At 45.9% G+C, this 23,456-nt stretch carries 21 protein-coding genes; 14 read left to right on the top strand and 7 right to left on the bottom strand.

The features are described 5' to 3' along the window. Positions 1-48: 48 nt before the first annotated feature. On the bottom strand, positions 49-1,440 hold the full coding sequence (locus DW640_RS18370; RefSeq protein ID WP_061473823.1) for a GDSL-type esterase/lipase family protein: 1,392 nt from the start codon (positions 1,438-1,440) through the stop codon (positions 49-51). A gap of 91 nt (positions 1,441-1,531) precedes the next feature. Between DW640_RS18370 and DW640_RS18365 the strand changes: the two genes are divergently transcribed. The 3 genes from DW640_RS18365 (at position 1,532) to mtgA (ending at position 4,473) form a co-directional block, all read left to right on the top strand. Further along, a complete protein-coding gene (locus DW640_RS18365) occupies positions 1,532-2,887 on the top strand; it encodes an MATE family efflux transporter (protein ID WP_008763445.1) in 1,356 nt (451 codons plus the stop codon). A 145-nt stretch (positions 2,888-3,032) separates the two neighbouring features. Further along, complete coding sequence (locus tag DW640_RS18360; RefSeq protein ID WP_008765906.1) at positions 3,033-3,749, top strand: OmpA family protein; 717 nt, start codon at positions 3,033-3,035, stop codon at positions 3,747-3,749. After that, positions 3,727-4,473 carry a monofunctional biosynthetic peptidoglycan transglycosylase gene (gene mtgA, locus DW640_RS18355; protein ID WP_008763443.1) on the top strand — a complete coding sequence of 249 codons (747 nt, stop codon included), beginning with the start codon at positions 3,727-3,729 and terminating at the stop codon, positions 4,471-4,473. The genes DW640_RS18360 and mtgA overlap by 23 nt, the downstream gene beginning before the upstream one ends. A gap of 87 nt (positions 4,474-4,560) precedes the next feature. On the opposite strand, the gene DW640_RS18350 is transcribed toward mtgA, so the two are convergent. After that, positions 4,561-6,336 (bottom strand): oxaloacetate decarboxylase, encoded by a 1,776-nt coding sequence (locus DW640_RS18350; protein WP_072067049.1) that lies wholly within the window; start codon positions 6,334-6,336, stop codon positions 4,561-4,563. A gap of 209 nt (positions 6,337-6,545) precedes the next feature. Continuing rightward, entirely contained in the window at positions 6,546-7,049 is a 504-nt protein-coding gene (locus tag DW640_RS18345) for an RNA polymerase sigma factor (RefSeq protein WP_008763441.1), read from the bottom strand. Positions 7,050-7,291: 242 nt separating this feature from the next. On the opposite strand from DW640_RS18345, the gene DW640_RS18340 reads away from it, so the two are divergent. The 3 genes from DW640_RS18340 to DW640_RS18330 all read left to right on the top strand — a co-directional run bounded on the left by DW640_RS18340 (position 7,292) and on the right by DW640_RS18330 (position 9,417). Next, positions 7,292-7,852: a LemA family protein gene (locus DW640_RS18340; protein ID WP_008763440.1), complete on the top strand. Its 561-nt coding sequence runs from the start codon at positions 7,292-7,294 to the stop codon at positions 7,850-7,852. A gap of 12 nt (positions 7,853-7,864) precedes the next feature. Further along, complete coding sequence (locus tag DW640_RS18335) at positions 7,865-8,827, top strand: M48 family metallopeptidase (protein WP_072067048.1); 963 nt, start codon at positions 7,865-7,867, stop codon at positions 8,825-8,827. 95 nt (positions 8,828-8,922) lie between these two features. Continuing rightward, entirely contained in the window at positions 8,923-9,417 is a 495-nt protein-coding gene (locus tag DW640_RS18330; RefSeq protein WP_008765910.1) for a DUF4251 domain-containing protein, read from the top strand. Positions 9,418-9,422: 5 nt separating this feature from the next. Here DW640_RS18330 and DW640_RS18325 read toward each other — a convergent pair whose 3' ends face one another. Then, a complete protein-coding gene (locus DW640_RS18325; protein ID WP_048694308.1) occupies positions 9,423-10,052 on the bottom strand; it encodes a trimeric intracellular cation channel family protein in 630 nt (209 codons plus the stop codon). Positions 10,053-10,134: 82 nt separating this feature from the next. Here DW640_RS18325 and wecB point away from each other — a divergent pair, with 82 nt between their 5' ends. The 5 genes from wecB (at position 10,135) to DW640_RS18300 (ending at position 16,870) form a co-directional block, all read left to right on the top strand. Beyond that, positions 10,135-11,220 carry a non-hydrolyzing UDP-N-acetylglucosamine 2-epimerase gene (wecB, locus tag DW640_RS18320; RefSeq protein ID WP_048694305.1) on the top strand — a complete coding sequence of 362 codons (1,086 nt, stop codon included), beginning with the start codon at positions 10,135-10,137 and terminating at the stop codon, positions 11,218-11,220. Positions 11,221-11,635: 415 nt separating this feature from the next. Next, positions 11,636-14,212, top strand: a complete 2,577-nt coding sequence (locus tag DW640_RS18315; RefSeq protein WP_117578799.1) for a DUF5686 and carboxypeptidase-like regulatory domain-containing protein — start codon at positions 11,636-11,638, stop codon at positions 14,210-14,212. A gap of 4 nt (positions 14,213-14,216) precedes the next feature. Beyond that, complete coding sequence (locus DW640_RS18310; RefSeq protein ID WP_008765915.1) at positions 14,217-15,485, top strand: replication-associated recombination protein A; 1,269 nt, start codon at positions 14,217-14,219, stop codon at positions 15,483-15,485. 36 nt (positions 15,486-15,521) lie between these two features. Continuing rightward, complete coding sequence (locus tag DW640_RS18305; RefSeq protein WP_048694298.1) at positions 15,522-15,884, top strand: four helix bundle protein; 363 nt, start codon at positions 15,522-15,524, stop codon at positions 15,882-15,884. Between the two features lie 29 nt (positions 15,885-15,913). Then, entirely contained in the window at positions 15,914-16,870 is a 957-nt protein-coding gene (locus DW640_RS18300; protein WP_117578798.1) for a D-2-hydroxyacid dehydrogenase, read from the top strand. A gap of 150 nt (positions 16,871-17,020) precedes the next feature. Here the strand turns inward: DW640_RS18300 and DW640_RS18295 are convergent, their stop codons facing one another. From DW640_RS18295 to DW640_RS18285, 3 genes are all read right to left on the bottom strand, one after another. Further along, positions 17,021-18,163, bottom strand: a complete 1,143-nt coding sequence (locus DW640_RS18295) for a cytochrome d ubiquinol oxidase subunit II (RefSeq protein WP_008763431.1) — start codon at positions 18,161-18,163, stop codon at positions 17,021-17,023. 161 nt (positions 18,164-18,324) lie between these two features. Continuing rightward, complete coding sequence (locus DW640_RS18290) at positions 18,325-19,887, bottom strand: cytochrome ubiquinol oxidase subunit I (protein ID WP_008763430.1); 1,563 nt, start codon at positions 19,885-19,887, stop codon at positions 18,325-18,327. 20 nt (positions 19,888-19,907) lie between these two features. Next, positions 19,908-20,144 carry a DUF4492 domain-containing protein gene (locus DW640_RS18285; protein ID WP_008763429.1) on the bottom strand — a complete coding sequence of 79 codons (237 nt, stop codon included), beginning with the start codon at positions 20,142-20,144 and terminating at the stop codon, positions 19,908-19,910. Between the two features lie 225 nt (positions 20,145-20,369). Between DW640_RS18285 and DW640_RS18280 the strand changes: the two genes are divergently transcribed. The 3 genes from DW640_RS18280 to DW640_RS18270 all read left to right on the top strand — a co-directional run. After that, positions 20,370-21,761 (top strand): TolC family protein, encoded by a 1,392-nt coding sequence (locus DW640_RS18280; RefSeq protein WP_008763428.1) that lies wholly within the window; start codon positions 20,370-20,372, stop codon positions 21,759-21,761. Positions 21,762-21,812: 51 nt separating this feature from the next. Continuing rightward, the gene (locus DW640_RS18275; protein WP_008765921.1) at positions 21,813-23,042 is read left to right on the top strand and encodes an efflux RND transporter periplasmic adaptor subunit; all 1,230 of its coding nucleotides are present in this window, start codon (positions 21,813-21,815) and stop codon (positions 23,040-23,042) included. 6 nt (positions 23,043-23,048) lie between these two features. Further along, positions 23,049-23,456, top strand: a 408-nt coding sequence (locus DW640_RS18270; RefSeq protein WP_147326395.1) for an ABC transporter ATP-binding protein, incomplete at its 3' end; no start/stop codon positions are given.

Here is a 23,456-nt window from a genome sequence, read left to right as displayed (position 1 = left end):
ATCAATACAATTATCCGGTTAAAAGCTCAATGATCGGTAACATATTTTTTATTTTAAAGCAGAGATAGATTGATAGACAGCTTTTGCCATTACCTGCGCTCCCTTTTCGTTCGGATGAATACGGTCCGGAAAGAGTTCGGGCATTCCGTCCATCGCAGTATGGAGGTCTATAACAGACAGGTCGTTTTTCTTGGCGAGCTTCTTGATCATCGGAATGATTTCTTTAGAGATAATATCATCGTTGATGCCGTCACCTGTAAGATAAGCTTTGGAAGGATAGCAGAGATAAATCTTCGGCTGTGAAGGAAGGCCCTTGAAAGCGTTGATCATGTTCTGCGCATCTTTCATGAAGTCTGCTTTGTATTTCCAGTTGAATGATTTGCTGTCGTTTGTTCCGAGTTTGATAACGACGATGTTAGGATTAAAAGCTAACGCATTCTTATAAGCAGGTTCGTTCATATAAGGATGATCTCCTTTGTTCAACATGGTACGGGCGCTCACTCCGAAATTTTTCACCCAGTAATTGTCGCCCAACATACGGGCCAGTACGGAAGGATAGCTGTCACGGCTGCGATTCTTTATTCCTGCTCCGAACGTAATACTGTTGCCGATGCAAGCCACACGGACGGCATCTTTGCGAGGAGCCTTGAAACTACGCAACCAAGAAGTCAGTTCGTTCTGCATTTCACTCTTGTAGAGGAAATCTTCACGGATTCCCCAACCGTGTCCGCCTGTAGGATAAATATGGAGAACGGAAGGAACACCTTTCTTATTTAAAGCCAGATAATAGTTGACTCCGTTGGCAGGAGGAACTACCTTGTCATCATCGCTATAAACAATGAAAGCACGGGGAGTCTCTTTGGTCACTTGCTTCTCGTTGGAGAATTCTTTTTCCAAATCGGCAGAAGCGTCCTTACCCAACAGATTGTCATGAGAGCCCATGTGGGTGAAAGATTTGTCCATCGTGATCACCGGATAAAAGAGAATCTGGAAGTTGGGACGAAGTGCTTCAGGCGCATGTGTAGCGATGGTCGAAGCCAGATGGCCTCCGGCAGAAGATCCCATGATACCAATATCATTCGGATTCAGATTCCATACGTCAGCGCTGTCACGTACCATTTTCATGGCTGCTTCGGCATCGGAGATCGGGAGGGTGCGGTCGCCTTTCGGCATCCGGTATTTGAGAACAATCAATGCAATTCCTTGTTTGTTGAAATACGGCGCCCAATCATACCCTTCGTGATTGACCGCCAGACCGGAGTATCCTCCACCCGGACAGGCTACCACAGCACGACCTGTCGCCAGTTCCGGTGCCGGCAGGAAAACACGAAGAGAAGGCTGTTCAATATCAAATGGTTTTGGCGTACTTTGTGCCGAGACTTGCAGACCTGTCAATAGCAGGACCAGCAATACAAAAAGAGAAGAGAATTTCTGTTTCATAGTATCTGTATACTTTGATTAATGAATATTTGATGTGCGAAGATAGTAATTTTATGTATCTTTGCGCCTCCTTTTAAATAGAAAAAATGATATGCAAGGAATTAAGAATCTGACACACGGCCCTATCAACCGCCAACTTTTCAATCTGGCGATGCCTATCATGGCAACGTCGTTTATACAGATGGCATACAGCCTTACAGACATGGCATGGGTAGGACGATTGGGCAGTGAGGCTGTAGCCGCCATCGGTTCGGTAGGAATCCTGACGTGGATGTCCGGTTCTATCTCCTTATTAAATAAGGTAGGGTCCGAAGTCAGCGTAGGCCAATCCATCGGTGCGCAGAATCAGGAAGATGCCCGCCAGTTCGCTTCACACAATATCACGATTGCTCTGATCATTTCGATCTGCTGGGGCGGACTGCTTTTCATGTTCGCAAGCCCCATCATCCGCATCTATGAACTAGAAGAGCACATCACAGCCAATGCCATCGAATACCTGCGGATTATTTCCACCGCATTGCCGTTCATATTCCTGTCTGCTGCCTTCACAGGTATCTATAATGCAGCGGGACGAAGCAAAATTCCATTTTACATCAGTGGGACGGGACTGATTATGAATATCATTCTCGACCCTCTGTTTATCTTCGGCTTCGGACTGGGAACAAACGGTGCCGCCTACGCTACATGGCTCTCGCAGGCAACGGTTTTCGCCATCTTCATCTATCAGCTGCGTTTCCGCAAAGACGCCCTGCTCGGCGGTTTCCCCTTCTTCTCCCGACTGAAGAAGAAGTACACACGGCGTATTCTGAAACTAGGTCTGCCTGTAGCTACCCTAAACACCCTGTTCGCCTTCGTCAATATGTTCCTCTGCCGTACCGCATCCGAACAGGGCGGACACATCGGACTGATGACTTTCACCACCGGCGGTCAGATAGAAGCCATCACCTGGAATACCTCCCAAGGTTTCTCCACCGCACTTAGCGCCTTTATTGCCCAGAACTTCGCCGCCGGACGAATAGAACGGGTACTGAAAGCCTGGCACACCACCCTATGGATGACGGGAATCTTCGGAACTTTCTGCACGCTGCTGTTTGTCTTTTACGGCAATGAGGTCTTTTCGATCTTTGTCCCCGAACAGGCAGCTTACGAAGCCGGAGGTGTATTTCTGCGTATCGACGGATATTCGCAGCTGTTTATGATGCTCGAAATCACGATGCAGGGAGTGTTCTACGGCATCGGGCGTACCGTGCCTCCTGCCATTGTCAGCATTGTATGCAACTATATGCGCATTCCGCTTGCCATCCTGTTTGTACGGATGGGCATGGGAGTAGAAGGTATCTGGTGGGCAGTATGCGTCACAACGATTGCCAAAGGACTGATTCTCTTGGGATGGTTCACCATGATCAGGAAAAAATGCTTAAATCTGCCTTCCGTGTCAACAAGGTAGTCGTGTCGTTTGTTATTTTACATATACAAAGATCGTCCGGAGTTATTTTAACTTAAAAAGTATGACCTTGGCAAATAATATGTATCTTTGCGTTGTTAATTTATTAAAGTATTATTTTATAAACCTATTTAAAAAACATTGCATTATGAACAAGATGAAATGGATGGTTCTCTTCATGAGTATAACCATGATATTCAGTGGCTGCGCAAGCATGAACAATACGGGCAAAGGTGCCGCAATCGGCGGTGGTTCGGGTGCTGCATTGGGTGCTATCCTCGGCGGTGTTATCGGTAAAGGCAAGGGTGCTGCCATCGGTGCGGCTATCGGTACTGCAGTAGGTGCAGGAACAGGTGCCCTTATCGGAAAGAAGATGGATAAAGCGGCAGCAGAAGCAAAACAAATTGAAGGCGCACAAGTAGAGCAGATAACTGACAACAACGGATTGCAGGCAGTAAAAGTTACATTCGATTCAGGTATTCTTTTCACTACCGGTAATGCAACTCTGAGTGCTGCTGCCAAGTCTGCATTGAGCAAGTTCGCCAACAACGTACTCAACCAGAACAGAGACATGGACGTATCCATCTACGGATATACCGACAATCAGGGCTGGAGAAACAGTACTGCCGAACAAAGCCGTCAGAAAAATCTGAACTTGTCACAGGAACGTGCACAGAGTGTAGCCAGCTACCTGTTAAACTGCGGCGTTTCTTCCAACCAGATTAAAGGTGTGCAGGGAATGGGCGAAAGCGATCCTATCGCCAGCAACGACACAGCTGCCGGAAGAGAACAGAATCGTCGTGTAGAAGTTTACATGTACGCAAGTGAGCAGATGATTAAAGATGCACAGGCCGCTTCCAATTAAAAAAATATTGCGTTATGCGCGCAACCTGCTGATTTTCTTCTTTGCATCTACCATTCTGGCTGTGATCGTCTACCGCTTTATGCCGGTGTATGTCACTCCGCTGATGGTCATCCGAAGTGTACAGCAGCTTGCGTCAGGAGATAAACCCACGTGGAAACACACGTGGGTTTCTTTTGATAAAATATCTCCTCACCTGCCGATGGCGGTCATCGCCTCCGAAGACAACCGCTTTGCCGAACACAACGGATTCGACTTCATCGAGATAGAGAAAGCGATGAAGGAGAACGAAAAACGGAAACGGAAGCGCGGAGCAAGTACCATCAGTCAGCAGACAGCCAAGAATGTGTTCCTATGGCCGCAATCATCTTGGATACGCAAAGGTTTCGAAGTTTATTTCACCTTTCTGATAGAGTTGTTCTGGTCGAAAGAACGGATTATGGAGGTATATCTCAACTCCATCGAAATGGGAAAAGGGATTTATGGCGCACAGGCTGCCGCAAAGTATAAATTCAACACAACAGCTGCCAAGTTGAGCTCAGGACAGTGCGCACTGATTGCCGCTACGCTCCCTAACCCAATACGGTTTAACTCAGCGAAGCCTTCGGCTTACCTATTGAAACGACAAAAACAGATATTGCGATTAATGAATCTGGTTCCTAAGTTTCCGCCTGTAGAGAAAAAGGCGGTCGATAAGAAAGACACCAGGAAGAAGAAAAAGAAATAAAGCAATCCCTTTATCACAGTCTATTTCATCAAGAAACAAGACAAGGATAAAGGGATTACTTTTTTCTGTTATTATTTGAGATACAGACTATGCCGGTTCCTCACACCTCTCGATATACGCCAATGGTTCGCCTTTATCTACCAATGCTCCCTGCTTGGCACATACCTCGATCACACGACCGCTAAAATTCGCCAACACCTTATCATATGTATGCCAAGGAGTAGCAATATAACAAAACACATCGTCCGGACCATATTTATGTCCCACTTCGGGCGGCATAGAAGGCGATTCCACATCGATCTCCCAAATGATCTGCCCTTTCTCCATTGCCGTCACCGGTTCGGCTTTGGCACGTTTCATCCGTTTCACTTCTTCTTCGGAGAATCCCTGTTTTGCCAATGCGGCATCTTTGGCACGCTGCAAATCATCTTCGAAACGTTTCTTGGCAATACCCGATTTATAATCCCGATATTGGCGGTCGTGCATTGCCAGTTCGAAAAGTTCTTCATCATCCTGTCCGAAATCCCAGCTTTTTTCTGTCATTTCCTTACGATACTCGTCCAGTTGATCCGGATAGTTCTTCTGCGGGTCTTCGTCCGTAAATTCGTATCCTTTTTCTTTTGCCAATGCGATAATCTCCGGAGCAAGTGCACCGGGCAAACGACCACTCTTACCTAGAATCATATCCCAGGTATGGTTGTCGATCATCGTCCAACGCTCCTCTCCCTTGATCAGAGACATCACATTCATCAATGCCACATTCTTCACATATTGGCTGAACGGAGTCACTAATGGAGGATAGCCGAGTTTCGGCCACACATATTCCACTTCGTCAAACAGCATCACGAGCAAATCGTCGATGCTCAGTTCCGGTTCGTTCTTACCTCTCAATATCAGATTGATGCCGGAATGCACTCCTTTCAGATCGGCCATCATAGAACCCATCATACCTCCGGGAAGTCCGCATTTCAAGAGCAAAGAAGACATATGCTTGTTGGTAGGGTCCATAAAATAACCCAGAAAATCGTCAATGAACTCCTGTGTCATGGCACGGGCTTTCATGTAGGCTTTCATATTAATCTCCGGTACCTGAAATCCCGCGTCTTTCAGCATAGCCTGCACAGAGATAACGTCCGGATGAACTTTCCCCCACGAAATCGGCTCCATTGCAACATCAATAATATCCGCGCCATTCTCACAAACTTCGAGGATAGAAGCCATCGAAAGTCCCGGTCCGCTATGTCCGTGATACTGGATGATGATTTCGGGATGCCGTTCCTTGATTGCTTTCGTCAGACGTCCCAGCATTTCGGGGCGACCGACACCTGCCATATCTTTCAGACAGATTTCCGGTGCTCCGGCCTCTATCAGACGCTCGGCGATAGCGGTATAATATTCTACGGTATGTACGGGCGAGAACGTAATACATAACGTTGCCTGCGGAATCATCCCCGCTTCAAGGGCATAATGAATGGAAGGAATAATATTTCTGACTTCATTCAAGCCGCAAAAGATACGGGTGATGTCCACTCCCTGCGCATGTTTTACTTTATACATTAACCGGCGCACATCTGCCGGAACGGGATACATTCGAAGACCATTCAGACCACGGTCGAGCATATGAGTTTGTATGCCGGCTTCGTGGAAAGGTTTCGTGAAAGCCCGGACGGCTTTGTTCGGGTTCTCGCCATACAGTAGGTTGACTTGTTCGAACGCGCCTCCGTTGGTTTCTACACGGGAGAAACAACCCATTTCGATAATTAACGGAGCAATTCTTACTAACTGATCGGCACGCGGTTGATACTTGCCGGACGACTGCCACATATCCCGATAAACGAGACTGAATTTGATTTCCTTTTTCATTGCCGTAAATAGATGAGATTTATATTACTTAGGTTAACTAGTTGATACAAATATACTGAGTTCTCTGACATAATAACAAATACAGAGAGAATAAGTTGGGGTATAAAGACATGTTTAATATCATATTGTCACAAAATCAAAGGAGCAAGCGAGTTTTTACCCGTTGCTCCTTACCAGAATTAATTGTTTGACTAATGTGCTATCCCTATTTATACAAAATCTTTCAACTCTTGTTGCAAACGTTGGCGTGTGAAGAATATGCGGCTCTTCACCGTTCCGAGGGGTAGGTCCAGCTTCTCAGCGATCTCACGGTATTTAAAACCGGATACGTGCATTGAAAATGGTACTTTATATTCCTTCGGCAGCGCGTTGACGATGCGGTGCATCTCTTTTAAGTCATAAGCGCCTTCCGTACTTTCAAATCCTGAGTCTTGGGGGAGATTCAAATGATACAGATTGTCGGTCTGATCTACGAATGTCTGGTCACGTACGATTTTACGGTAGTTATTAATAAAGATGTTACGCATGATTGTGTACATCCATCCTTTAAAATTTGTATCGGGAACATATTTTTCCTCGTTATCCAAGGCCTTTAATGATGTTTCTTGCAATAAATCATTTGCTTCTTCACGATTGGCAGTTAATTTATAAGCAAAACGAAGCAACTCTTCCTGAACTCCAATTAAATCTTTTCTGAAACTTAAACTTTTCATACTTTAAGGGTTTTACGGTTAATATTTCGTTTCTTTCTTGACGTTTGCAAGTTTAAAGGTATTTTATGAGTCAAACAGGGGGAAATTCGTCATTTCTTAGGGGGTGAAACTGTCAAATGATAGATTTTAGGTGCTTTTTGATAGTTTTTAGGTGGTTTAGGACGTTTTTTATTCTCTTCTTCTTGCTTGGCAATACAAAATAACTTACTTTTGGGTAGTATTATTAACTTAAAGTAAAGGACATGACTATACTTATTATCGTAGGAATAATCGTACTGTTGGGAATCATTTTTGCTTCCATGTACAACTCATTGGTGAGACTGAGAAATAACCGTGAAAATGCTTTTGCAGACATCGACGTGCAGCTGAAACAGCGCCACGACCTTATCCCGCAACTGGTGGATACCGTGAAAGGATATGCCGCACACGAAAAAGATACCCTCGAACGGGTGATTCAGGCACGTAACGGTGCAGTCAGCGCCAAGACAATCGACGAAAAGATAGCAGCAGAGAATCAATTATCTTCCGCTTTATCGGGATTGAAAATCACGTTGGAGGCTTATCCGGACCTGAAAGCAAACCAGAATTTCCTGCAACTGCAAGAAGAAGTATCCGATGTAGAGAATAAATTGGCTGCTGTACGCCGTTACTTTAACTCGGCCACGAAGGAATATAATAATGCGGTTCAGACATTCCCGTCCAATATCATAGCAGGTATGGCAGGTTTCCGCAGAGAAATCATGTTCGACCTAGGTACCAACGAACGTGCGAATCTGGAACAGGCCCCGAAGATCAGTTTCTAAAAACGAGCACGTATGCAGTACGTCGGAATCCAAACACAGCAGAGCCGGAACAATCGGCGCTCTGTTCTTCTGTTATTTCTATTTCCCTGCCTGGTAGCAGCATTGCTTTATCTGGCCTGCTATCTGCTGGCTGCTATGGGGCACGGTGAAAGCATGGAAGTAAGTATCCTGGAATTGGCTAATCCTCTTTTCATCAATGCCCTCCCCTATACGATGGGTGTCGTATTGATTTGGTTCCTGATAGCTTTCTGGGCGAATACGAGTATCATCAAAGCCGCCACAGGTGCCAAACCTCTCGACCGCAGAGAAAACAAACGTGTCTACAATCTGGTCGAGAACCTCTGCATGGCAAACGGAATGAAGGCTCCGAAAATCAATATCATCGACGACGATTCATTGAACGCTTTTGCCAGCGGTATCAACGACCGCACCTATACGGTCACTCTCTCGAAAGGGATTATTCAGAAGTTGAACGACGAAGAACTGGAAGCAGTCATCGCCCACGAACTGACTCACATCCGCAACAGGGATGTGCGCCTGCTGATCGTCTCGATTGTATTTGTCGGAATCTTCTCGATGCTGACGCAAATCACTTTCTATACTATTACGCACACGCGCATACGTAGCAACGGAAAAAACGGTGGAGGAGCTATCCTCATCATACTGATTGCCTTAGTAATAGCCGCTGTCGGTTACTTCTTTGCCAGTCTGATGCGCTTCGCCATTTCACGGAAGCGCGAATATATGGCAGATGCCGGTTCGGCGGAGATGACAAAGAATCCGTTGGCATTGGCAAGTGCCCTGCGCAAAATTTCCGATGATCCGGATATAGAAGCGGTAAAACGTGGGGATGTGGCGCAATTATTCATTCAGAATCCGGGCGACCAGTCGAAAAGTGCCCTCAGCGGACTTAGCGGCCTCTTTGCCACGCATCCCCCTATCGAGAAACGAATCTCCATTCTGGAACAGTTCTAAGGATTTCTGTTTAATTTTCATTAAAGAAAGCAGGGGGACTCCTTATTTTTAGTATATTTGAGTGTTATACATATATACACTAAACTGTAACTGATATGAAAACAAGAAAACAAATCCTTATGCTACTGCTGGTTATGCTAGCAGGAATCCCGACTCTTTCGGCACAGACCAAGAAGGAGAAGAAGGAACAGAAGAAAGAAGCTGTCAGACAGCTGATCGTATCAGAAGACTACAAGATAGACGTCAACACTGCTATGCCCATGCGCGGACGTTCTATACCTCTGACTTCACAATACTCACTGCAAATCAGAAATGATTCGGTATTCTCTTACCTCCCTTATTACGGACGTGCTTACAGCGTTCCTTACGGCGGAGGAAGCGGGCTGATATTCAACGCTCCCCTCAAAGAATACACGATGGATATGGATAAGAAGGGAAACGCCGTTATCAAATTCTCCGCCCGAAGTCCGGAAGACTTCTTTGAGTTCAGGGCGAAAGTGTTCCCCGACGGCACCACCAGCATCGATGTCACGATGCAGAACCGTCAGGCAATCAGCTACCGGGGAGAAGTGGATCTGGACAAGAAGTAAAATCTTCAAGAATTGCCGTCAGTCTCTTCACTACCTTTTAATATAGGAAGGCAAATGTGGTATTTCACGGCAAGGATGCGTGTAACAAATACCACCGATCCGCCAACGAGCTGACAGACATAAGATTCCATCCCTGCGGCATCGCACAGCCAGTAAGCGATGCCGCCTACTACACACGCCATCGCATAGATTTCTTTTCGGAAAATCAAGGGGATCTCATTGATAAAGACATCACGAATCACACCTCCTGCGGCACCTGTGATACTACCCATGATGATGGCTACCCAAAAAGGATAGCCCAAAGCGATACTTTTCCCCACACCGACCACCGTAAACAAAGCCAGTCCGATGGTATCGAATATAAAAAAGGTATTATTCAGACGGATCAGCCAGCGACCGAAACAGATCACCCAGATCAAGGCAAGTCCCGTACAGATCAAATAGATAGGGTTCGTCATCCATCCGGGCGTCACATCCAGCAGTACATCACGGATGGTACCGCCACCGATAGCGGTAGCAAGACCTACGACATAGGCTCCGAACCAGTCGAAACGCTTTGCCGAAGCCAGCCGGATACCACTAATAGCAAAGGCAAATGTGCCTATAAAATCAAGAATTTGAACGAATGTCGGCATATATTTGTTATTTTGTATGCAAAGTAACGAATAAATTCCGTAAGAAAATGTACTTTTGCTACACGAATTAGATAGAAACAATATGAAAATAACAATTGTTGCCGGGGCACGCCCCAATTTCATGAAAATAGCCCCTATCACACGCGCCATCGAAGCCGCAAGAGGGCTGGGTAAAAGCATCTCCTACCGTTTGGTGTACACAGGCAGACGGGACGATACAAGTCTGGATGCTTCCCTGTTTTCGGATCTCGACATGAAAGCTCCCGATGTCTACCTTGGAGTGGAAAGCAGTAACCCCACCAGTCTGGCAGCCGGAATCATGATCGCCTTCGAACAGGAGCTGACGGAAAATCCGGCACACGTCGTCCTGGTAGTGGATGATCTGACAGCAACCATGAGTTGCGCCATCGTAGCCAAGAAACAAGGAATCAAGGTAGCCCATCTGGTAGCCGGCACACGTTCCTTCGACATGAAGATGCCGAAGGAAGTAAACCGGATGATTACCGACGGAGTATCCGATTATCTGTTTACCGCCGGCATGGTGGCCAACCGAAATCTGAATCAGACAGGCACGGAAAGCGAAAACGTATATTACGTCGGCAACATTTTGGTAGATACCGTTCGTTTCAACCGGAACCGGCTGCTCAAACCGGTATGGTTCTCCGTGCTGGGACTTCAGGAGGGCAATTATCTCCTGCTCACCCTCAACCGACGTGTACTGCTCAACAACAAAGAGAACCTGCGGAAGTTGATGCAAACGATGATCGAAAAAGCTGCCGGTATGCCTATCGTAGCGCCCATGCACACTTACGTGCGCAATGCGATCAAAGACCTCGGCATAGAAGCCTCGAACCTTCATATCATGCCTCCGCAGAATTATCTTTTCTTCGGATATCTGATCAATAAAGCCAAAGGAATCATCACGGACTCCGGCAATGTAGCCGAAGAAGCTACGTTCCTCGGCATCCCCTGTATCACGCTCAACACGTATGCCGAACATCCGGAAACGTGGCGCGTGGGAACGAATGAACTGGTCGGCGAAGATCCGGCAGCACTCGCTCAGGCTATGGATACGCTGATGAAAGGTGAATGGAAGAAAGGCGAACTCCCCGAACGCTGGGACGGACGAACAGCCGAACGAATCGTACAAATATTAACAAGTAAATAACCGGAGTGGTTGAGCCGGACTCGATGATCAACGAGCCGGCTTAATAGCCAGACAGAAGTAGCCGACCACTATCAGGTTCGACAAGTGTTTCAGAAAGTTTCACGCCGAGGAAACCAAAGTTTCAAGGCGTAGAAACCAGAGTTTCAAGCAGTGGGAACTAGAGTTTCAAGGCATGAAACTTTTTGTTTCAACCGTTGAAACAGATTTTGGAACTACGGAAAAGAATCGGAGCATGCCGGTTCGCAAGATGTGGCATACGTTGAAAAGGGAAGTATAAAAAGACAAAAACAATCTGCCTCCTTCCATTGTTGAATGATATAAGCTTGTAAATAACAAAAAACGATGGGTAAAAAAAGTTATATACTCTATTTTACTCAGACTTATTTGTTAACTTTGCAGCCCTACTACGAACGTTATGATACAACGATATAACAAAATACTGATACTGCTCTTAGTCGTATTTGCAGTTTCAAATGCTTTTGCGCAGCAAATAAAGGGGGTTGTAACTGATTCAGTCACTCATGAACCACTAATGTATATCTCTGTCTACTACCAAGACAAGAGAGATATGGGTACTGTCACCAATATTGACGGAGAATATAAGCTCGACGCGCGGAGAAACGGAGGAACGCTCGTTTTCTCTTCCATCGGATATGTCACCAAAACCGTCAAAGTAGGCTCCGGAAATCAGACCGTCAATGTTAAACTCTCTCCGGACGATGTAATGCTCACCGAAGTAGTCGTAAAACCACAGAAAGAAAAATACTCCCGCAAGAATAATCCGGCAGTCGAATTCATGAAGAAAGTGATCGAACACAAAAAAGCACAAGTGCTCGAAGTGAACGATTACTACCAGTACGACAAGTACGAGAAAATGAAAATGTCGATCAACGACCTGACTCCGGAGAAACTGGAAAAGGGTATCTACAAGAAATACTCATTCCTCAAAGATCAGGTGGAAGTGTCGGAGACGACCAACAAACTGATTCTCCCTATCTCCGTACAGGAAACGGCCTCACAGACCATTTTCCGGAAAGACCCCGAAAGCAAAAAGACCATCATCAAAGGAAAGAACTCCAACGGTATCGAAGAGTTTTTCTCCACAGGAGACATGCTGGGGACTGTTCTGAAGGATGTTTTTGCCGATATCAACATCTATGATGATGACATCCGGCTGCTCCAACAACGCTTCGTAAGCCCTATCGGCAACAATGCCATCTCATTCTATAAATACTACCTGATGGATACGCTGATGGTGAACAAGCGCGAATGCGTACATCTGACGTTCGTACCGCAGAACTCACAGGATTTCGGATTTACAGGCCATCTTTATGTGCTGAAAGATTCGACCTATGCCGTTCAGAAGTGTACGATGAACCTGCCTAAAAAGAGTGGTGTCAACTTTGTCAACCGCATGGACATCGTGCAGCAGTACGAGCAGCTTCCCAACGGGAACTGGGTATTGGCGGATGACGACATGACGGTAGACCTTTCATGGAGTTCCAACAAAACCTCGGGAGGGTTACAGGTAGAACGAACGACTAAATACAGCAATTATAAGTTTGATCCGATAGAACAGCGGTTGTTCCGTTTGAAAGGTCCTGTGATCAAGGAGGCCGACATGCTTTCGAAGAGTGACGAATACTGGGCGAGTGTACGCCAGGTGCCGTTGACCAGAAAGGAAAGCAATATGGATGTATTCGTCAACCGTCTGGAACAGATTCCGGGATTCAAATATATCATCTTCGGTGCGAAAGCATTGATCGAGAACTTTGTGGAAACAGGCAGCAAAGAGCATAAGAGCAAAGTGGATATCGGTCCTATCAACACCATGATTTCAAGCAACTACATCGACGGAACCCGTTTCCGCCTGAGTGGTATGACTACTGCCCATTTTGACAAGCATTGGTTCCTGAGCGGATACGGAGCTTATGGTCTGAAAGACGAAAAGTGGAAATATAGCGGAACGCTGACTTATTCTTTCAACAAACGAGATTATGTAGTATGGGAGTTTCCCAAACATTTTATATCTGCAACGTACAGTTATGATGTAATGTCGCCGATGGACAAGTTCCTGTTTACGGACAAAGACAACATCTTCCTTTCGATGAAAACGACAACGGTAGACCAGATGTCATATATGCGTGATGCTACCATCAACTACGAACTCGAAACGCTGACGGGATTCGGAGTGAAAGCCATGCTCCGCCATCGAAATGACGAGCCTACCGGAAAACTGGAATATCTGCGGAATGACGCTGCACAAACCCGTGTGCATGACATCACGACTTCCGAAGCGAGTGTGACACTGCGTTATGCTCCGGGAGAATCTTTCGTCAACTCCAAGCAGCGCCGTGTTCCGGTGTCGCTGGACGCTCCTATCTTCACGCTGACTCATGCCATGGGCTTCAAAGGCGTGCTGGGCGGAGAATACAACTTCAACCGCACGGAAGCAAGCATCTGGAAACGTTTCTGGCTTCCCGCTTCGTGGGGAAAGATAGACTGTAGCGTAAAAGCAGGGGCAGAATGGAATGTCGTACCTTTCCCGCTATTGATTCTGCCGGAAGCCAACTTGTCATATATCACTCAACGTGAGACATTTTCCCTGATCAACAATATGGAATTCCTGAACGACCGTTATGCGTCCATGTCACTTTCTTATGACATGAACGGAAAGTTGTTCAACCGCATCCCGCTGATCAAGAATCTGAAATGGAGAGAAATGTTCCGTATCCGCGCATTGTGGGGGACATTGACCGACAAAAACAATCCATTCAAGAGCAGCAACCCCGACCTCTTCCGTTTCCCGACACGCGACGGTAAATTCACCAGTTTCGTGATGGACCCGAAGGTGCCGTATATCGAAGGAAGTATAGGTATCTACAACATTTTCAAGTTGCTGCACGTTGAATATGTACATCGTTTCACCTACCGTGACAATCCGGGTATCAACAAGAACGGTATTCGTTTCATGGTATTAATGGTATTCTAAGACTATGCAACCTTTAGCAGAACGGTTACGACCAAAGACATTGGATGATTATATCGGTCAGAAACATTTAGTTGGACCGGGGGCTATCCTGCGCAAGATGATTGATGCAGGACGTATTTCTTCGTTTATCCTCTGGGGACCTCCCGGAGTGGGAAAAACCACATTGGCACAGATTATCGCCAATAAACTGGAAACTCCGTTTTATACGCTGAGTGCCGTGACTTCAGGCGTCAAAGATGTGCGCGAAGTGATAGAGCGTGCCAAGAGCAACCGCTTTTTCTCGCAATCCAGTCCGATCTTGTTTATCGATGAAATCCATCGTTTCAGCAAGTCGCAACAGGATTCTTTGTTGGGAGCTGTGGAAAACGGTACGGTGACGCTGATAGGCGCAACGACCGAGAATCCATCATTCGAAGTGATCCGCCCTCTCCTCTCCCGTTGCCAGCTTTATGTGCTCAAATCTTTGGAAAAGGAAGATTTGCTCGAACTTCTGCAACGTGCCATCACCACCGACACCATACTGAAAGAACGGAAAATCGAACTCAAAGAAACGACAGCCATGCTGCGCTTCTCCGGCGGAGACGCCCGTAAACTGCTCAATATACTTGAACTTGTAGTGGAATCGGACACAGAGGAAACGGTTGTCATCACCGATGACATGGTGACCGAACGTCTGCAACAGAATCCGTTGGCTTACGACAAGGACGGGGAAATGCATTATGACATCATTTCCGCTTTTATCAAGTCTATCCGTGGCAGTGATCCGGACGGGGCTATTTACTGGCTCGCCCGCATGGTAGAAGGTGGTGAAGACCCTGCTTTCATCGCGCGGAGACTCGTTATCTCTGCCGCCGAAGATATAGGTCTGGCCAATCCGAACGCATTGCTGCTGGCGAATGCCTGCTTTGAAACTCTGATGAAAATCGGTTGGCCCGAAGGGCGCATCCCTTTGGCGGAAACAACGATCTATCTGGCAACGAGTCCTAAAAGCAATTCGGCATACAGTGCCATTAACGATGCATTAGAGCTGGTACGTTCCACCGGAAACTTGCCTGTACCTCTGCATTTACGCAATGCTCCCACCAAGCTGATGAAGCAACTGGGATATGGACAAGAATACAAGTACGCCCACAGCTACGAAGGCAACTTCGTGAAGCAACAATTCTTGCCGGACGAGCTGAAAGAAAAACGAATATGGCAACCTCAGAACAATGCCGCCGAACAGAAGCATGCAGAACGGATGCAGCAGTTATGGGGAGAAAGGTTTAAATAAGTATTAGGTATTAAGTATTAGGTATTAGCCGTAGCCGTGAAAGAAAATTTATTAAAAGAGAAGTCTACCAAATTTGCAATTCGAATAATTAATCTATATAAGTATTTAAGAGATTGCAAGAAAGAAACAATTCTATCAAAACAGATATTACGTAGTGGAACTTCTATCGGTGCTAATATTAGAGAAGCTATTTATGCAGAATCACATCTTGACTTTATACACAAATACTCTATTTCTCAAAAGGAATGTTCTGAAACAGAATATTGGCTATATTTACTTCAGCAAACAGAATATATAAGCGATGAACAATATGAATCTATTAATACTGACTGTCTGGAAATTCTTAAATTACTGACAGCCACAATTGTAAAACTAAAAAATAATGGGAATGCCCCATAATATTTATTACTTATTACTTATTACTTATTATGAAAATAGTAGTTTTAGACGGCTTTGCCGCCAATCCCGGTGATTTATCATGGGAAGGTTTGAAAGCTCTCGGAGAATGTACCATTTATGACCGTACTGTCCCCGAAGAAGTATTGGAACGCGCAGCCGGAGCTGAAGTGATTCTGACGAATAAAGTAATCATCAACGCCGATCACATGGCTGCCTTGCCCGAACTGAAGTATATCGGTGTGCTTGCTACGGGATACAACGTAGTGGATACGGCAGCAGCCAAAGAACGTGGTATTATTGTAACTAATATCCCTGCATATAGCACAGCTTCCGTTGCACAAATGGTATTTGCGCACATTCTTAATATCTGCCAGCAAGTACAACATCATTCGGAAGAAGTCCACAAAGGCCGTTGGACCAATAACAAGGATTTCTGTTTTTGGGATACTCCGTTGATAGAATTGCGGGATAAGAAAATCGGTCTTGTCGGATTGGGAAATACAGGATATACTACTGCTCGCGTTGCCATCGGTTTCGGTATGCAGGTATATGCTTTAACTTCAAAGTCTCACTTCCAGTTGCCACCGGAAATCAAGAAGATGGATTTGGATCAGTTGTTTAGCGAGTGTGATATTATCAGTCTGCACTGCCCGCTCACTCCGGAAACTCACGAATTAGTGAACGCACGCCGTCTTGCCATGATGAAGCCGAATGCTATCTTGATTAATACGGGTCGTGGCCCATTGATCAACGAACAAGACCTTGCGGATGCTTTGAATAGTGGTAAGATTTATGCTGCCGGAGTAGATGTACTTTCTTCGGAACCTCCTCGTGCAGACAATCCGTTGCTGACTGCAAAGAACTGCTACATTACTCCGCATATCGCATGGGCAAGCACAGAAGCTCGTGAACGTCTGATGAATATTGCCATTAGCAATCTACAGGCTTATATCTCCGGAACACCGGAAAATGTAGTGAATAAATAGGATTGCCAAGAGAGTAGCTAATCCTAAGAGGATATGTCGAAACCCTCATAGATTAAAGATCATCCTCGCCACAGATAGTTGTAGCGAGGATGATTTCGTTAAAAGGGGAGTTTGACACATCCTCTTCTTTTAATGTCTATCGAAATTACCTTAATAGGAATGTCCTCCTTCATCCATCTCCTTCTCCGTAATCTTATGGCGGTCGATACTACGCCATGCATAGAATATGTAAGCTATCACAAACGGAACAAGAATAGAAACATATGCCATAGTCTTCAGCGTAAATTCACTCGAACAGCTGTTAGCCAATGTCAGCGAACTTTGCAAGTCCGTATATGAAGGATAATAAGCAGTGTTATTATATCCGGCTACGAGTAACAAAGCCAGAACTGTCAGCACCGTACCTATCCCTGCAAACCAGATTCCTTTGTCGAAAGTCTTTTTCAGAACCGTCTTGCCGATTCCAAAAAGTACCAATACTACACCTATCAGGAAGATGATCAGAACTACCGGCATTTCTATAAAGTTGATAAAGTACTTATAAGGCTGCATATAAACCTCCAATGTATCCGGATTGACTGCAAATCCGTCAGAAACCAATGTACGGATTACAAATGCCAAAAAGAATACAAGGAAGAAAATAGTATTATTCAATACTGCACGGCGACACTTATCAGTCAGTTCCTTATCCGCTATACTATTAATGAAATAGAGCGAACCCAACACACGCGCCAAAAAGAATACAGCCAGTCCGAGAATAACATTCCAGATATTAGTCAACGCGTCCAGTCCGTGCCATCCATTCCCCCAATGACTGATAACCGGCATAATCGTATCCGTCATATTCGCCTTATTGATATAGAAATCAGAACCGGTGAAGAAAGTAGCAACTGCTCCACCCAGCAACAGAGGTCCTACTACCCCATTAATTACCAAGAAAGTCTGATAGGTCTTTTTACCCAGCAAATTCCCTGCCTTGCTCTGGAACTCGTAACTCACAGCCTGCAACACAAAACTGAAAAGAATAATCATCCAAAGCCAGTAAGCCCCACCGAAACTGGTACTGTAAAACAACGGGAACGAAGCAAAGAAAGCACCTCCGAACGTCACCAGCGTAGTAAACGTAAACTCCCACTTGCGTCCGGTAGAGTTCACCATCATCTTACGATGTTCCTCCGTCTTACCCAAACAGAACAACAAAGAATTTCCTCCCTGCACAAATAATAAAAATACAAGTATGGCCCCCAGCAAGGAAACGACCAGCCACCAATATTGTTGTAGAAATATATACATAATATGTAAGTATTAAGTTTTAAGTATTAAGTATTAGCTCAAGTAATAAGCAATATATAGTATCAAGTAATAAGTAATAGATAATAAGTAATAACGTCAACCATGATGACAAATCAGCCAGCAGCTACGATTAATACTTAATACTTATTACTTAATACCTATTACCTATTACTTATCTCTTCTTCCGGTCCTTTCTTAATCGCCTTCACCATAATCCCTATCTCCGCAATCAGCATTACGGTAAACAAGATCAGGAAGATAAAGAAAGTAGCCTGAACGGAGCCTACATCCAATTTAGAGATAGCCGCCGATGTAGGAAGCATATCGCGGATAGCCCAAGGCTGACGACCGCATTCGGCAACCACCCATCCTGCCTGTCCGGCAATGTAAGCCAAAGGAATGGTCAGCAGAGCGATCCAATGCATCCAGCGCATCTTACTCAAATCTTTCTTATATATAAAGAAGAGCACAACGATGAAGAAAAGGATAAAATATCCGCCCAGGATAACCATTATACGGAAAGCGTAGAAGTTCAGAGGAACATTCGGAACCAGCTGATTCACATCTTTAATATATCCGTATCCGAAGTATGGCATATTCTCCTGCAAAACCTGATAGGCAACAGCGGCATCTTCCTCGTGCCCGGCGCTCTTCGCTGCACGATAAGCAGCCAGCGCTCCGATAGCGGTCTTACCCCGCTCTATCTTTTCGGCTGCCGACAAAGCAGTCGTACCGTCTTTCAGCTGATAGCCGCCTTCGATAATATTGGTAATTCCGGGGACATACCCGTCCACATCCCGCTCGGCAAGGAACGAAAGCATACTGGGTATCTCAATCCGGAACAGGAAAGGGTCTTTCCCATCATTGTAAGTCTTCTTTTCGGGGTTCAGCATTCCTATTCCCACCAGACCTACATTGGTTCCTCCTTCATAAAGTCCCTCTACAGCCGCCAGTTTCATCGGTTGGGTCTGTGCAATCTGATAGCCGGAACCATCGCCCGTCCATACAGCCAGCAGTGAAGAGACAAGCCCGAAGATAGCACCGATCTTTATGCTTGCAAGCGCAAACTCGCGATTACGTTTCTTCAGCAGAAACCAACAACTGATTCCTACAACGAACACGCCACCAAGTACCCATCCGGACAATACCGTATGAAAGAACTTGTTGACCGCTACAGGCGAAGTTGCCACCGCCCAGAAATCAACCATCTCATTACGCACTGTATCGGGATTGAACTCCATACCTACCGGATGCTGCATCCATGCGTTTGCTACGAGAATCCACCAAGCGGAGATCGTAGCCCCCAGACCAGTCAGCCAGGTAGAAGCAAGGTGGAAGCGTTTGCTCACCTTATCCCATCCGAAGAACATGACAGCGATAAACGTGGCTTCCATAAAGAACGCCAGAATACCTTCAATAGCAAGCGGTGCACCGAAAATATCACCTACAAACCAAGAATAATTACTCCAGTTCGTACCAAACTCAAACTCCAGGATCAATCCTGTCGCTACACCAATGGCGAAGTTGATACCGAAAAGTTTCATCCAGAACTTGGCTGTCCGCTTCCAAAATTCATTGCCTGTTTTATAATACAACGTCTCCATTATTCCCATCACCACAGCCAGTCCGAGGGTGAGCGGAACGAAAATCCAGTGGTACATGGCTGTCATCGCAAATTGGGCTCTCGACCAATCGATCAGCGAGGTGTCAATACTTTCAATCATAATCTTATGTAGTTTAAGAGTTAAAAATCAGTGGTTTTCTCCGGAAGTGCACGCTGTATCAGCTCATTTCCCACATACGTACCCTTGTCGGCATCTGTAGGATGATCGCCGAGAAAGTCGGGAAAGAAGAAAATTTTGAGGATGAAGAACATAATGAATAATTTCACTAAGATAATAAGCCACAAAGTACGACCTAACGTCATACTACGGAAACCCTCCAAATAAAAGTTCCATATTGCAAGCAGTGTATTCTTCATAAGCTGACCTTAGAATTTGTAATGAGTACAAATATACAATTTTTATAATTAAAACAAACAAGTAAGGCAAAATGTTGCATGATTTGTATGGTTTTTCTCAAAAAACCTGCCTATCGACAGAAAAAAAACATTTAACGGCGAAAAAGCGCCATCTGTCTATCGCTTTTGCAGCTAATATAATATGTACGTACCTTCGTTCCAGTAAATCAATAGACATATAAAAATATGATAAATGTAAGAAGATTGACAGTGATAGCATTTCTTGGAGCGGGTCTGCTGCCCGGTATATCCGCCCAGGAATCTTCTGTGCAGACAGCCGCCCAGAGCGAGATGAATCTCCCCGCCCAATGGGATTTACAGTCGTGCATCGACTATGCGTTGCAACAGAACATTACGATTCGCAAAAACCGGGTGAATGCGGAAAGTACACAGATCGATGTGAAGACAGCCAAAGCTGCCCTGTTCCCCAGTCTGTCGTTCTCAACGAGCCAGAACATGGTGAACCGTCCGTATCAGGAATCAAGCAGAACGATCAGCGGAAGCGAGGTGATCGAGACAACCAGCAAGACCAGTTACAATGGCAATTATGGTCTGAATGCTTCGTGGACCATTTATAATGGTAGCAAGCGACTGAACACCATCAAACAGGAGAAGCTGAACAATCAGGCAGCCAATCTGGATGTAGAAACGTCCGAGAATAGTATTCAGGAATCCATTGCTCAGATTTACATTCAGATTCTCTATGCAGCGGAGTCCGTCAAGGTTAATGAAAACACGCTGCAAGTTTCCATTGCGCAACGCGACCGCGGACAGGAACTTCTGAATGCCGGAAGCATTGCCAAAAGTGATCTGGCACAACTGGAAGCTCAAGTCAGCACCGACCGTTATCAATTAGTAACAGCGCAAGCCACTCTGCAGGACTACAAATTACAACTGAAACAACTGCTCGAATTGGATGGGGAGAATGAAATGAATGTCTATCTCCCCGCCCTGTCCGACGAAAACGTACTGTTGCCATTGCCCACCAAGAAAGATGTGTATATGAGCGCGCTCACCCTCCGTCCGGAAATCGAGGCGAGCAAACTGAGCGTAGAGGCTTCGGAACTGGGTATCGATATCGCCAAAGCGGGATATCTCCCCACCATCAGTCTGAGTGCAGGTATCGGAACGAACCACACCAGCGGCAGTGACTTCACCTTCGGAGAACAGGTAAAGAACGGATGGAACAACTCCATCGGAGTTTCTGTCAGCGTTCCTATCTTCAATAACCGTCAGACCAAGAGTGCCGTGCAGAAAGCGAAGTTACAGCGCGAAACAAGTCTGCTGTCGCTGCTCGACGAACAGAAAACACTGTATAAGACCATCGAAGGACTCTGGCTGGATGCGAACAGTGCGCAGCAACGTTATGCGGCAGCGAACGAGAAGCTGAAAAGTACACAGATCAGCTACGACCTAATCAGCGAACAGTTCAATCTGGGCATGAAGAATACAGTAGAGTTGCTGACGGAAAAGAACAACTTGCTACAAGCACAGCAGGAGCAGCTTCAAGCCAAATACATGGCGATACTGAACACTCAGTTGCTGAAGTTCTATCAGGGAGACAAACTGGCATTATAAGCCTTCTTCCTTACTAAAAGCGGAATATAAATAAGTAAAACAGAATATAGAATGAAAACGAAAAAGATTATCCTGATCGCTGTAGCAGTTGCCGTAGTAGTGGGCGGAGGAATCTGGTTCTTTACAGGTTCTCCGGCAAAGCACAAGGTGATGTATGCCAGTGCGACTGTCAGTAAAGGCGATATCTCCAATTCGGTGACTGCCACCGGAACAATCGAACCGGTGATAGAAGTAGAAGTCGGTACGCAGGTATCCGGTATCATCGACAAAATTTATGTAGATTACAACTCGGTAGTAACCAAAGGACAGCTGATTGCCGAGATGGACCGTGTCACTTTACAGAGTGAACTGGCATCCCAGCAGGCAACTTACGATGGTGCCAAAGCCGAATTTGAATATCAGAAGAAGAACTACGAACGTAGCAAGGGATTGCACGATAAGTCATTGATCAGCGATACTGACTACGAGCAGGCTCTCTATAATTATCAGAAGGCCAAGAGCGCTTTCGACAGCAGCAAGGCATCTCTGGCAAAGGCAGAACGTAACCTGTCATATGCTACGATTACTTCTCCGATAGACGGAGTTGTCATCAGCCGCGATGTAGAAGCCGGACAGACCGTAGCTTCCGGGTTCGAAACTCCTACCCTCTTCACCATTGCGGCCGACCTGACACAGATGCAGGTAGTGGCAGACGTGGATGAAGCAGATATAGGCGGTATTGAAGAAGGCCAGCGCGCCAGCTTTACTGTCGATGCTTATCCAAATGATGTGTTTGACGGAGTCGTGACACAGATTCGTCTGGGAGATGCAAGCAGTAGCAGCAGCGCCAGTTCAAGTACCAGCACGGTAGTCACTTATGAAGTAGTGATCTCTGCTCCGAATCCGGACTTGAAGCTGAAACCGCGTCTGACAGCCAATGTGACTATCTTTATCCTTGATAAGAAAGATGTATTGTCTGTCCCCAACAGAGCTTTGCGTTTCACCCCCGAAGCACCGTTGATCGGTAAGAATGATATCGTGAAAGATTGCGAAGGCGAACATAAGGTATGGACGCGCGAAGGAACCACCTTTACGGCCCATCCGGTAGAAATCGGAATCAGTAACGGTATTTCCACAGAGATCATCAGTGGTGTTGCCGAAGGAACCAAAGTCGTCACGGAAGCCACTATCGGTGCTATGCCGGACGAGAATATGAATAGAGAACCGGGGCAGGGAAACGGAGAAAGAAGCCCGTTCATGCCAGGCCCTCCGGGAAACAACAAAAAGAAAAGCAACAAGTAGCCAAGTATGAAAAAAGTAATTGAACTTCAAAATATCAAACGAGACTTTCAGGTGGGAGAAGAAACCGTCCATGCGTTACGGGGCGTTTCGTTCACCATCAACGAAGGTGAGTTTGTGACCATCATGGGTACTTCCGGTTCGGGAAAGTCCACACTGCTCAACACGTTGGGCTGTCTGGACACTCCTACCAGCGGGGAGTATCTGCTCGATGACATCTCCGTGCGCACCATGAGCAAGCCTCAGCGTGCCGTACTGAGAAACCGGAAAATCGGCTTCGTCTTCCAAAGCTACAACTTGCTGCCCAAGACGACGGCTGTGGAAAACGTAGAGTTACCGCTGATGTACAACTCATCAGTGAGCGCTTCCGAACGTCGCCGGCGTGCCGTCGAAGCGTTGCAGGCGGTAGGTCTGGGC

This window comes from Bacteroides sp. AM23-12 (assembly GCF_003434395.1).
Taxonomy (GTDB): Bacteria; Bacteroidota; Bacteroidia; order Bacteroidales; family Bacteroidaceae; genus Bacteroides; species Bacteroides thetaiotaomicron.
Note: the sequence above shows the minus strand (reverse complement) of the source record. Positions and strands in the feature narration are given on the sequence as shown.

Bases quoted from the DNA above. Each gene is read 5' to 3' on its own strand.
- DW640_RS18370 (WP_061473823.1), bottom strand. From the start codon at position 1,440: ATGAAACAGAAATTCTCTTCTCTTTTTGTATTGCTGGTCCTGCTATTG.
- DW640_RS18365 (WP_008763445.1), top strand. From the start codon at position 1,532: ATGCAAGGAATTAAGAATCTGACACACGGCCCTATCAACCGCCAACTT.
- DW640_RS18360 (WP_008765906.1), top strand. From the start codon at position 3,033: ATGAACAAGATGAAATGGATGGTTCTCTTCATGAGTATAACCATGATA.
- mtgA (WP_008763443.1), top strand. From the start codon at position 3,727: ATGCACAGGCCGCTTCCAATTAAAAAAATATTGCGTTATGCGCGCAAC.
- DW640_RS18350 (WP_072067049.1), bottom strand. From the start codon at position 6,336: ATGAAAAAGGAAATCAAATTCAGTCTCGTTTATCGGGATATGTGGCAG.
- DW640_RS18345 (WP_008763441.1), bottom strand. From the start codon at position 7,049: ATGAAAAGTTTAAGTTTCAGAAAAGATTTAATTGGAGTTCAGGAAGAG.
- DW640_RS18340 (WP_008763440.1), top strand. From the start codon at position 7,292: ATGACTATACTTATTATCGTAGGAATAATCGTACTGTTGGGAATCATT.
- DW640_RS18335 (WP_072067048.1), top strand. From the start codon at position 7,865: ATGCAGTACGTCGGAATCCAAACACAGCAGAGCCGGAACAATCGGCGC.
- DW640_RS18330 (WP_008765910.1), top strand. From the start codon at position 8,923: ATGAAAACAAGAAAACAAATCCTTATGCTACTGCTGGTTATGCTAGCA.
- DW640_RS18325 (WP_048694308.1), bottom strand. From the start codon at position 10,052: ATGCCGACATTCGTTCAAATTCTTGATTTTATAGGCACATTTGCCTTT.
- wecB (WP_048694305.1), top strand. From the start codon at position 10,135: ATGAAAATAACAATTGTTGCCGGGGCACGCCCCAATTTCATGAAAATA.
- DW640_RS18315 (WP_117578799.1), top strand. From the start codon at position 11,636: ATGATACAACGATATAACAAAATACTGATACTGCTCTTAGTCGTATTT.
- DW640_RS18310 (WP_008765915.1), top strand. From the start codon at position 14,217: ATGCAACCTTTAGCAGAACGGTTACGACCAAAGACATTGGATGATTAT.
- DW640_RS18300 (WP_117578798.1), top strand. From the start codon at position 15,914: ATGAAAATAGTAGTTTTAGACGGCTTTGCCGCCAATCCCGGTGATTTA.
- DW640_RS18295 (WP_008763431.1), bottom strand. From the start codon at position 18,163: ATGTATATATTTCTACAACAATATTGGTGGCTGGTCGTTTCCTTGCTG.
- DW640_RS18290 (WP_008763430.1), bottom strand. From the start codon at position 19,887: ATGATTGAAAGTATTGACACCTCGCTGATCGATTGGTCGAGAGCCCAA.
- DW640_RS18285 (WP_008763429.1), bottom strand. From the start codon at position 20,144: ATGAAGAATACACTGCTTGCAATATGGAACTTTTATTTGGAGGGTTTC.
- DW640_RS18280 (WP_008763428.1), top strand. From the start codon at position 20,370: ATGATAAATGTAAGAAGATTGACAGTGATAGCATTTCTTGGAGCGGGT.
- DW640_RS18275 (WP_008765921.1), top strand. From the start codon at position 21,813: ATGAAAACGAAAAAGATTATCCTGATCGCTGTAGCAGTTGCCGTAGTA.